Origin of the sequence: Pseudanabaena sp. SR411 (assembly GCF_002251945.1) — a bacterium.
Taxonomy (GTDB): domain Bacteria; phylum Cyanobacteriota; class Cyanobacteriia; order Pseudanabaenales; family Pseudanabaenaceae; genus Pseudanabaena.
In genome coordinates, this window is the sequence record NZ_NDHW01000034.1 from 1 (window position 1) to 10,748 (window position 10,748).

A 10,748-nucleotide genomic window follows, 5' to 3' on the forward strand; every position below is an offset into this window, starting at 1 on the left:
TGGTTTGAGTTCATGCTTTTCGTCGCCTAGATGAGTTGATAGTTCTGCTTCCAATGCTCTTTCCACCGAGGCGGTGGTCAGTTGCTTCAGGATTCCTCCTTCTCCGAATAGGTCTGGTGGAGTTTTACATTCTTGCAACAATTCATCGAGTAGTTCTTTACGAATATTCATCTTTTTAGTGTTGGTATTGTGTGTCTTGATTATCTCTCTGTATATATCCCAGACTTTACACATCTCACTTTACATTCTCTGACCGGGGGGCAAAAACTACAACGCTTAAATGGTTTCTAAAACCGATAAGAGACGGCGCGAAGCGCCGCCACTTATCGGTTTTAGAAAAGACAATAGAGGCGGCGCAAAGCGCCGCCTCTATTGTTAGGCAAACTAACTTTTAATAAAAAAGTACAGTGTCATCACTGAACCAACGCCAATCACAAAGCGCTTTACTACTATGGGGGCAATCTTTTGGACATAGTAAGCGCTGATATACCCCCCGATAGAAGCACCGATCGCCGCAACCGCCCCTTCTTGCCAAAGAATCACCCCTGCATTAACAAAGGGAATGACGATTACTGCATTAATACAACTGGTGAGCATGACCTTATAAGCGTTCATGCGATGGATATTGGTCATCCCCATCAGCGCAAAGGTTGCCAAAAATAAAATCCCCATCCCGCCCCCAAAAAAGCCTCCATACACAGCCACAACTAATTGCAAGATCGTAATGAAGACTGTTCGCAATTCTCGGAGCTTTGCAAATCGGGCTTGTTGCTGCTCAACCCATAGCGTCATTTTATTGCTAAAGGCAAAAGCCAATGTTGCTGTCAGTAATAAGTAAGGTAAGACTTGTAAAAAAGTTGCAGTCGGGGTTCTGAGAAGCAAAATGGCTCCTGCTAGCCCTCCAATTATCCCCAAGATACATACTTGAATTAGCGATCGCTTGTCTTGATTAAATTCACGACGATAGGCTCCTGCACTGGCTAATGTACCTGGTAACAAAGCGATCGCATTGGTGGCATTGGCTGTTATTGGCGGAATACCAACAAACATGAGAACAGGAAACAAAATAAAACTGCCTCCCCCTGCAATGCCATTGATCCCACCTGCCAATAGCGCCGCCCCAAAGATCAACAGATATGACACATTCATGAAATATATATAATTGAAACAATATAATGCAGGTAAATCCAAATCCACATTTTGGACGTAACTACAATCTAGAGAAAACAGAAATTCTTATTATGAAACTGATTTTGGTGATTTCAGTGCCGAAGACACTGAAATCACCAAAATCAGTTTTTTGAAAACCTGCCTAATATGGGTTTTCAAAAAACTGATTTTTATAATAAGAACTGCTGGTAGAGACAATGAACCAATTCACTAAATCGGGAAAAGTAATATGATTAAGGTTTTTAGGAGATATCAAAAGGTTTTATACAGCCTAGTTCTGGGTATCACCATCTGTTTACTTGCGATAAATGTTAGCGCACCAGCCCAATCTCATAATGTCTCCCCTACAACCATTAGTTCGCAGCTAGCTGACAATTCTATCAGTTTAGCAATCTATCAACAGCAAGCCGAAGCTGAACTCCTTTCTCAAAGCAACTTGATCAGCCAAAGCGCTAATTTCACTAGATTTGCAGCAATCTTGACAGGTGACGAGATTTATCCAAGTCCAGTGACAACTAATGCAGCAGGTGTAGTTGGAGCAGCTCTGTTCGGCGATCGGTTAATTGTACGTGGTGGTTTTTATAGTTTGAGCAGTCCCCTACGTGATTATGCTACTGATCCTCTAGTTCCTCCTAATCCAAACATTACTTCGGGTGTACATATTCATAGAGGCGCTGCTAAGGCAAATGGTCCTTTCCAGTATGCTTTGCAAGTGCAAGTTAATTCAGATGGTGTAAGCGGTAATGTTAAGGGCGAATATACGCTAACGGCTGAGCAACTCCAAGCTCTTAATAGTGGTGGTTTATACGTTGATCTCCATACCAAATCTAACCGTGCAGGTGAGTTACGCGGTATTTTGAAAGTACAGTCATAGCACTCAAAAGCTGATGAGTTGCTTGGCAACTCATCAGCTTTTGAGTCTTAGAGCTAGCTACAAAGACCAACCCGAAAGAGAGTGGCGGCGCGAAGCGCCGCCACTCTCTTTCGGGTAATAGCCATAGAGTGATGACAACTCTAAAGTTACTGAAACGTAGGAGCGTTCATTTTTGCTTTAATATTATTAATGTAAGCAATTATTGTCGTCTTAGTGTGTCTAAGCTGCGCGATGTCTAGCGTTTATCTTGCATTGATTCAAGGGCGTTTAGGATTTAGAGCGTAGCCGCAAACCTTCCGCTATAGGCACTGGTACATTTTTTAATCGTTATGCCCAAAGTTCTCGTTTCTGACCCCATCGATCAAGTTGGTATCGATATCCTTTCTCAAGTCGCCACCGTTGACGTAAAAACCACCCTTAGTCCCGAAGAACTGCTCCAAGTTCTCCCTGAATACGACGCGATCATGATTCGCTCTGGTACAAAGCTCACCAAAGAAGCTGTTGAAGCTGGTAAAAACCTCAAAATCATCGGTCGTGCTGGTGTTGGGGTCGATAATGTAGATGTGCCAACCGCTACCCGCATGGGCATTGTGGTTGTCAATTCTCCTGAAGGCAATACGATCGCGGCGGCTGAGCATACTCTGGCGATGATGATGTCGCTATCGCGCTTTATTCCCGCAGCTAACGCATCCCTCAAGGGTGGCAAGTGGGATCGCAAGAGTTTTACTGGCGTTGAAGTCTACAAGAAAACCCTTGGTATTCTTGGTTTAGGCAAAATTGGCTCTCACGTTGCTACGGTTGCCAAGTCTCTGGGAATGCGGATTCTCGCCTATGATCCATTCTTGACCGCAGAACGTGCTGAGAAATTAGGTGTCCATCTGGTTGAGCTAGAAATTTTGCTGCGTGAAGCTGATTACATAACATTGCATTTACCCAAAACTAAAGAAACCGCACATTTGATTAATGCCGATCGCATTGCAATCATGAAAGATGGCGTGAGAATCATCAACTGCGCTAGAGGCGGGATCATTGATGAAGTAGCGATCGCTGAAGCAATCAAGAGCGGCAAAATTGGCGGCATCGCCCTTGATGTATTTGAAAATGAGCCTCTCGAAGCTGACTCTGGTTTGCGTGAACTAGGTGCAAACGTAATCTTGACTCCTCACCTTGGAGCATCTACCGAAGAAGCTCAAACCAATGTGGCTGTTGATGTTGCCGAACAAATCCGTGATGTCTTGCTTGGCTTACCTGCGCGATCGGCGGTGAATATCCCTGGATTGCGCCCCGATGTATGGCAAAAACTCAAGCCTTACCTGCAACTTGCCGAAATGCTGGGCAATTTAGTTGGACAACTGGCTGGCGGTCGTGTCGATACCCTCAATGTCAAGCTTCAAGGTGAAATCGCCAACAGCGAAAGTCAACCAATCGTTGTTGCTGCTCTCAAAGGCTTGTTAACCCCTGCTTTGCGCGAACGTGTTAATTTTGTAAACGCCAGTATCGAAGCTAAGGAGCGTGGCATTCATGTCACCGAAACCCGTGATCCTTCGGTTGAAGACTACAGTGGCTCGATTCACTTAACTGCTCACGGCAGTCAAGGTCAGCAAGAGGTGACGGGAGCTTTGCTAGGCAAATCAGAAATTCGGATCACTAGCATTAATGAGTTCCCAATCAACGTTGCACCTACGCACTATATGTTGCTGACACTGCACCGTGATATGCCAGGGATCATCGGTAGACTTGGCTCACTACTTGGCAACTTCAATGTCAATATTGCCAGTATGCAAGTTGGTCGTCGGATGGTACGCGGTGAAGCGGTTATGGTGTTGAATATTGACGATCCATTGCCTAGTGGTTTGCTTGATGAAGTTGTACATATTCAAGGCGTCACCGATGCCTTTGTGGTGAAGCTATAGTTTAGATGGTGACGCAATGCGTTACCATCTAAACGAAGTTTAGTGGATAAGCATTATGTCAACTTCAAAACCATATATTTCTTCAGAAAAGTATCGTCAAATGTTGGTACGTGATGGCGATCGCCGTTTTCAAGAGTGGCATAACAGCTTTCTCAGTTACCAACAGGCTTATCTCGAAGACATGAATAAGCGTAAAAAATAAACAAAAGGCTCGCAATGCGAGCCTTTTGCTTGGGAGGATTAATTATGACTTTTTGGGAGTGGTACGATCGCAGTTTTTTATCAGCAAAACAATATGATGTACCTGTATATGAGCTTGATTGGCTAGTTTTACGGCTAACTTGCTTAGACAAATTGGACTTAAGATTACGATCGCCTGATATCTCGCAAAAAATTACACCCGAAATATTAACTAAACTCGATCAACTTTGGCAGAAAAGATTAAGCGATCGCATTCCCGTACAGTACCTAACAGGATCAGTAACATGGCGCAATTTAGAGTTGCAAGTATCTTCCGCCGTATTAATTCCTCGTCCTGAAACCGAATTAATAATTGATATTGTTGAGGAGAATTGCCAAGATCCTATTTATCAAAATGGTATTTGGGTGGATTTAGGGACTGGTAGCGGCGCGATCGCGATCGCTTTAGCACAGCAATTTCCGCAAGCAGAAATTCATGCAGTTGATTGCAGTCAAGCTGCTTTAGAAATTGCCAAAACTAATGCTAGTAAAAATTATCAGCAAATTCATTTTCATCACGGCAGTTGGTTTGAGCCATTAGCTAAATTAAATTTACAAAATCATCTTGCAGGAATAGTTTCTAATCCGCCTTATATTCCCAGTATCGAAGTTTTAAATCTACAGCCCGAAGTTACCAATCATGAGCCACATTTAGCCCTTGATGGGGGTAATGATGGACTAGATGCTATTCGAGAACTTGTAAATAATGCACCACAATATCTAATTTCAGGCGGATTTTGGATTGTGGAACTAATGGCTGGACAAGCAGAAATAGTGCGATCGCTATTACAAGCCAATGGCAGGTATACCAATATCCAAATACATCAAGATTACGCAGCGATCGAACGCTTTGTATCAGCTCAAACCAATTAAAAGGCGGGATTACGGATTAAATGGATTATTGACACGGATTTCAATTAATTTACTCTAGCCAAAACTTTTCATTTTAGATGTCTGGAAATCTGCCTCATCCTTTAATCCATCTAGTTCACAATTCTGACTTTTATCGCACTTGCATATATGCTACATCAGAAATTAAAGGAATTTTATCGGCATATTTTCCAAGGATACATTGAAATACGGAATATATAAAAGCCGCCGTTATCCCTAAAAAAGTAACACTCGCAATAATTTGCAACATAAATGGAAAGAATGCAAGTTGTCCTAAAATTGCTTCTAAAATCTGAGTTGCTGCTCCCACGAGAGCGACAATAATATCTAAGAGTAATGCTTGCATGGCATTAAAGCGCGTAAAATGATTTACCTTATAGCTTCTAACTACAAAAATAAATACGCAAAACCAAGCAACAAAGCGGATTGAAATAAAATCAATAATTGAAATAGATAGAAGTTGATTTAACTTCAAAACTGGTAAAAACACAATAAATAATGGGGGGAATTGGATAAACAAAAATGCCCCAAATCCCACTACTGCGGTAATTGGCAATAGATAAGTTAAGCTTGCATATAACTTATCTAAATTATCAACTGAACTACGTCTTGCCATAAATCTCTATTGATTTTCAAATTGTTTTTAAACTGTCTAAATATCACTAGATTCTATAAAATCTATGCCTAGATTAGTTTTATAATTCACACTGAAATGATGCAGCTTGTGAAAGAGTAGGAATGTCAGAATATTCACCTTTGACATTTTGATAAATGGCATAGCCAGCTATTAGAGTTGTACCAATAAAAATGGTATTGGCGATGGTTGCGCTGATCACAGATGGCAATCCATTGCTAGATAACTGTTGGACAACTTGAAAGAAAAGTTGTGCAATAAACAACACTATTTGCATTAGCAAAGCTTGCATTGTGTTGAAGCGAATAAAATGCGGAATGCGAGAATCTCTTACTATTAAGAAGAACAGCCCCATAAACAGGAAAAATTCGCCTGTTAAACCAAGTACAGGTACTAGGGGGAATGCCAAAACATTGCCATAAAGCCAAATAAACGGAAAAAAGGGAAGTACGAGAATTGGGAATTGCTGAAACAAGGTCGCCCCATAGATTACACCCGCCGATATGGGCAGTAGGTAAGGCAAGCAACTATAAAAGCGGTGCAGAGGTGTTACAGATTGCTGCCATGTCATAACTATTTTCTCTAAGTTCTGTGATGTTATTAGATTTAAAGAAATCCTAAATTCATTTGTGGGATTGAATGGTTTGAGAGAGTGCGCCCTACAAAAAGCGTACTCTCTCAAACTATTTAGGATTGCTGTATATAGAGTTCGATTTTAGCTCAAGTTCTTTAAAGAGATTTAAAAAATATTTGCATTTTGTTGTCGCAAATGTAACGAAATATAACGAAATGTAAACAAATCAATTTAAAATTATTGCATTTATAGCCCAAAATCAACCACGGCAATGCTTGTCTGGTATTAAATAGTGAGTAGGTATAAATCTTTAATTGCTAATTGTTATTCTATGTAACAGGTTTAGCAACACCATAACCAAACGCAATATATAAAATCCCCCAAAAATCAGGACAGTAATTTAAGGAGACTGCATGTTCACTTCTGTGCCACCGATCGCAACATTATCTGGTAGACGTATCATTCCCGAAAATCTACAGGGTCGGGTCTTAATGAAGTTGGTCTATGTAGTGCTTGAACCTCAATATCAGAGCGCTATGTCGGCGGCTGTAAAGTCAATCAACAAAAACAATCCTCATCTGGCGATCGAGGTAAATGGCTATTTAATCGAGGAGTTGCGTAGTCCAGAAAATTATGAAGCTTTTAAAGAGGATATTGCGGAAGCCGATATTTTTATTGCCTCACTAATTTTTATCGACGACTTGGCAACAAAAATTGCTCAAGCAGTTGCCCCCCATCGCGATCGCCTATCGGCATGTGTAGTATTCCCATCAATGCCAGAGGTGATGCGCCTCAATAAGATGGGTTCATTCAGCATGGAAAATCTGGGGCAGTCGAAAAGTGCGATCGCCCAGTTTATGCGGAAGCGTAAAGAGAAATCAGGCAGTTCTTTTCAAGACAGTATGCTCAAGGTCGTGCAGACCCTGCCCAAGATTCTCAAATATATGCCGATGGATAAGGCGCAGGATGCTCGCAACTTCATGTTGAGCTTTCAATATTGGCTAGGGGGATCAACGGAAAACCTTGAAAATTTCTTGCTGATGCTTGCCCAAAATTATCTGCCTACGGTCAAAGCGCGAGCAAAAGAAAATGGTTCCGCACCTTTACAAATCAAAGATCCTGTCAATTACTTAGACATGGGGCTGTGGCATCCCCTTGCTCCCAAGATGTTTGAGACTACTGCCGACTATTTAAACTGGTTTAACTCACGCACAGATATTCCTGAAGAAATGAAAGATCCCCTCGCGCCATGTGTGGGGCTGCTCATGGCAAGAACTCACCTTGTCACAGGCGATGACGCGCATTATGTGGCGATGGTGCAAGAATTAGAATCCCTAGGGGCTAGGGTGATTTCCGTATTTAATGGGGGCTTAGATTTCTCAAAAGCAGTTGAAGAATATTTCTATGATCCTAAGCAAAAGGATCGGGCGATCGTCGATAGCGTCGTTTCACTGACTGGTTTTGCATTAGTTGGGGGTCCTGCTAAACAAGATCACCCCAAAGCGATCGAAGCCCTTGAAAAGCTAAATCGTCCCTACATGGTGGCTTTACCCCTCGTTTTCCAAACTACTGAAGAATGGCAAGATAGCGATCTTGGATTACATCCTGTGCAAGTAGCGCTACAGGTTGCGCTACCAGAACTCGATGGCGGACTCGATCCCATCGTGCTTTCGGGGCGCGATAGTATGACGGGAAGATCCCATGCGATCGGCGATCGCTTAGAAACCATTGCTAATCGTGCAATCAAATGGGCAAATCTGCGCCGCAAGCCTCGCCACGAGAAGAAACTCGCCATCACCATCTTCAGTTTTCCACCTGATAAGGGCAATATTGGCACAGCCGCTTACTTGGATGTTTTCTCTTCCATTCATAAAGTTGCCGAAGCTCTTGGGAACAATGGTTATGATGTGCAAGGCTTGCCCAAGACATCCCACGACATGATGTCAGAAATTCTGCATAACCCTGAAGCAATGGTTGGCAGTCCTGAATTGAATGTTGCTTACAAGATGTCTGTGCCAGAGTATGAAGCAAATACTCCCTACGTCGATCGCATTATTGAGCAATGGGGAGCCGCCCCCGGACATCTCAACTCCGATGGACAGAACCTCCTCATTTACGGTAAGCAGTACGGAAATATTTTTGTAGGTGTTCAGCCCACCTTTGGTTATGAAGGCGACCCCATGCGCTTGCTTTTTAGCAAATCTGCATCCCCACACCACGGATTTGTCGCTTACTACACCTATCTCAATCACATCTGGGGAGCCGATGCCGTCCTCCACTTCGGTACTCACGGTTCAATGGAATTCATGCCAGGCAAACAGGTGGGAATGTCAGGTGAATGTTTCCCTGATAGCTTGATTGGTGCGCTGCCAAACATCTATTACTACGCAGTTAATAATCCATCGGAAGCAACGATCGCTAAGCGTCGCGGTTATGCCACAATCATCAGTTACATCACTCCTGCACCCGAAAATGCAGGCTTGAGCCGCAACTTACAAGAACTGAGCGAATTGATTGCGTCCTACAAGGATCTGCGCCTCGGTGGTCGTGGAGTCCAAATCACCAATACGATTATGGACAAGGTGCGCTTGGTCAATCTGGATAAGGATGTGCAACTTCCTGACCAAGATGCCAAGGAAATGTCCCTTGAAGAACGCGATAACGTCATCGGTCAGGTATACAACAAGCTGATGGAAATCGAGTCTCGTGTTCTCCCTTGTGGCTTACACGTTGTTGGCGAACCTCCAAAAGTCGAAGATGTCACCGATGTATTGACCAGTATCGCCAGCTTTGATCGCCCCGAAGACAACATGAAGTCTTTACTACGGATTATGTGTGAATGTATCGGACGCGATATTGAACAACTCTATAAATCCAGCGACAAAGGTATTTACGCCGATGTGGAACTTTTGGCAAACATTCGTGCGATCGCCAATAAAGCTGTAGGTGCATTGGTCAAAGCCAAGGCTGATGACGATGGCAGAGTTTCTAAACTCTCAGTACTTAACTTCTTTAGAATGGGCAAAACCGAGCCTTGGATTGAAGTTTTCCAAGAGAATGGCTATCCCAATATCAATAAAGATGACATCAAGCCTCTATTTGAGTTTTTAGAGTTCTGTCTCAAGCAAATCGTTGCTGATAACGAACTCGGTGGATTGATTCGCGCTCTCGAAGGTGACTATATTCTCCCTAGCCCTGGTGGTGACCCAATCCGTAACCCATTGGTGCTGCCCACTGGCAAGAATATGCACGCTCTCGATCCCAACTCGATCCCAACGAGTGCGGCTGTGCAAGCAGCAAAAACCGTAGTTGATCGTCTATTGGAGCGTCAACGTCAAGATAACAATGGAGTCTATCCCGAAACGATCGCCGTTGTCCTCTGGGGAACTGACAACATCAAGACCTATGGCGAATCCCTTGCTCAAGTCCTCTGTATGATCGGTGTGAAGCCTATGCCTGATGCTCTCGGTCGGATCAATCGTTTAGAGTTAACCCCTCTTGAAGAACTTGGCAGACCTCGCGTGGATGTCGTCGTCAACTGTTCAGGCGTATTCCGTGACCTGTTTGTTAATCAAATGGACTTGATCGATCGCGCTGTGAGAATGGCAGCCGAAGCTGATGAGCCTTTGGAAATGAACTTTGTCCGCAAACATGCGATCGCCCAAGCCGAAGAGTTTGGTTTAACCATCAGTCAAGCTGCAACTCGCGTCTTCAGTAACTCATCGGGTTCCTATTCCTCTAATGTCAACCTTGCTGTGGAAAACAGCACATGGGAAAACGAAGAAGAATTGCAACAGATGTATCTATCGCGCAAGTCCTTCGCCTTTGGTGCGAATGTCAGCAACACGCAACAGCGTCAGCTTTATGAAGCTTCGCTGAAGACCGTTGACATGACCTTCCAAAACTTGGACTCGTCAGAAATCAGTCTCACCGATGTCTCCCACTACTTCGACTCTGACCCCACTAAGCTCGTTGGCAGTCTCCGCAAAGATGGCAAAAAACCAGCCTCCTTTGTCGCTGATACCACGACAGCTAATGCTCAAGTTCGCACCCTGACTGAGACAGTCCGCCTCGACACTCGCACGAAGATTCTCAATCCCAAGTGGTATGAGGGAATGCTCAAAAGTGGTTATGAAGGTGTACGCGAAATCTCGAAGCGCCTTGTGAACACAATGGGCTGGTCGGCAACGGCTGGTGCAGTGGATAACTGGGTCTACGAAGATGTCAATGATGTCTATGTGAACGATAAAGAGATGTGCGATCGCCTCAAAAATCTCAATCCTAACTCGTTCCGTAAGATTGTTGGTACTCTTTTAGAAGTCAATGGTCGCGGCTATTGGGAAACCAGTGAAGAGAATCTTGATAGACTTCGTGAACTCTATCAAGAACTCGAAGACCGCATTGAAGGTGTAGAATAAAAATTAAAAGCGGCGCATTGCGCCGCTTTTAATT

At 43.5% G+C, this 10,748-nt stretch carries 8 protein-coding genes and 1 pseudogene; 5 read left to right on the forward strand and 4 right to left on the reverse strand.

The window, feature by feature from the left end; genetic code table 11:
* Both B9G53_RS28295 and B9G53_RS01200 read right to left on the reverse strand, forming a co-directional pair.
* Window positions 1-171: pseudogene (locus tag B9G53_RS28295) on the reverse strand (IS256 family transposase); the annotation flags it as partial.
* 213 nt (window positions 172-384) lie between these two features.
* Window positions 385-1,149 (reverse strand): sulfite exporter TauE/SafE family protein, encoded by a 765-nt coding sequence (locus B9G53_RS01200; protein ID WP_094528500.1) that lies wholly within the window; start codon window positions 1,147-1,149, stop codon window positions 385-387.
* A gap of 250 nt (window positions 1,150-1,399) precedes the next feature.
* Between B9G53_RS01200 and B9G53_RS01205 the strand changes: the two genes are divergently transcribed.
* The 4 genes from B9G53_RS01205 (at window position 1,400) to prmC (ending at window position 5,070) form a co-directional block, all read left to right on the forward strand.
* A complete protein-coding gene (locus tag B9G53_RS01205; RefSeq protein WP_094528501.1) occupies window positions 1,400-2,044 on the forward strand; it encodes a CHRD domain-containing protein in 645 nt (214 codons plus the stop codon).
* A gap of 329 nt (window positions 2,045-2,373) precedes the next feature.
* A complete protein-coding gene (gene serA / locus B9G53_RS01210; protein WP_094528502.1) occupies window positions 2,374-3,957 on the forward strand; it encodes a phosphoglycerate dehydrogenase in 1,584 nt (527 codons plus the stop codon).
* Between the two features lie 55 nt (window positions 3,958-4,012).
* Entirely contained in the window at window positions 4,013-4,159 is a 147-nt protein-coding gene (locus B9G53_RS27070; RefSeq protein WP_176453044.1) for a hypothetical protein, read from the forward strand.
* Between the two features lie 44 nt (window positions 4,160-4,203).
* Window positions 4,204-5,070, forward strand: a complete 867-nt coding sequence (gene prmC, locus B9G53_RS01215) for a peptide chain release factor N(5)-glutamine methyltransferase (protein ID WP_176453045.1) — start codon at window positions 4,204-4,206, stop codon at window positions 5,068-5,070.
* 130 nt (window positions 5,071-5,200) lie between these two features.
* Here prmC and B9G53_RS01220 read toward each other — a convergent pair whose 3' ends face one another.
* Together B9G53_RS01220 and B9G53_RS01225 are read right to left on the reverse strand one after the other, a co-directional pair.
* Window positions 5,201-5,704, reverse strand: coding sequence for a Tic20 family protein (locus tag B9G53_RS01220; protein ID WP_094528503.1), 504 nt, complete (start codon window positions 5,702-5,704; stop codon window positions 5,201-5,203).
* 79 nt (window positions 5,705-5,783) lie between these two features.
* A complete protein-coding gene (locus tag B9G53_RS01225; protein ID WP_094528504.1) occupies window positions 5,784-6,293 on the reverse strand; it encodes a Tic20 family protein in 510 nt (169 codons plus the stop codon).
* A gap of 416 nt (window positions 6,294-6,709) precedes the next feature.
* On the opposite strand from B9G53_RS01225, the gene B9G53_RS01230 reads away from it, so the two are divergent.
* Window positions 6,710-10,714 carry a magnesium chelatase subunit H gene (locus B9G53_RS01230; protein WP_094528505.1) on the forward strand — a complete coding sequence of 1,335 codons (4,005 nt, stop codon included), beginning with the start codon at window positions 6,710-6,712 and terminating at the stop codon, window positions 10,712-10,714.
* Window positions 10,715-10,748: the final 34 nt, after the last annotated feature.

Coding starts and splice junctions, on each gene's coding strand:
- B9G53_RS01200 (WP_094528500.1), bottom strand. CDS start 1,149: ATGAATGTGTCATATCTGTTGATCTTTGGGGCGGCGCTATTGGCAGGT.
- B9G53_RS01205 (WP_094528501.1), top strand. CDS start 1,400: ATGATTAAGGTTTTTAGGAGATATCAAAAGGTTTTATACAGCCTAGTT.
- serA (WP_094528502.1), top strand. CDS start 2,374: ATGCCCAAAGTTCTCGTTTCTGACCCCATCGATCAAGTTGGTATCGAT.
- B9G53_RS27070 (WP_176453044.1), top strand. CDS start 4,013: ATGTCAACTTCAAAACCATATATTTCTTCAGAAAAGTATCGTCAAATG.
- B9G53_RS01220 (WP_094528503.1), bottom strand. CDS start 5,704: ATGGCAAGACGTAGTTCAGTTGATAATTTAGATAAGTTATATGCAAGC.
- B9G53_RS01230 (WP_094528505.1), top strand. CDS start 6,710: ATGTTCACTTCTGTGCCACCGATCGCAACATTATCTGGTAGACGTATC.
- B9G53_RS01225 (WP_094528504.1), bottom strand. CDS start 6,293: ATGACATGGCAGCAATCTGTAACACCTCTGCACCGCTTTTATAGTTGC.
- prmC (WP_176453045.1), top strand. CDS start 4,204: ATGACTTTTTGGGAGTGGTACGATCGCAGTTTTTTATCAGCAAAACAA.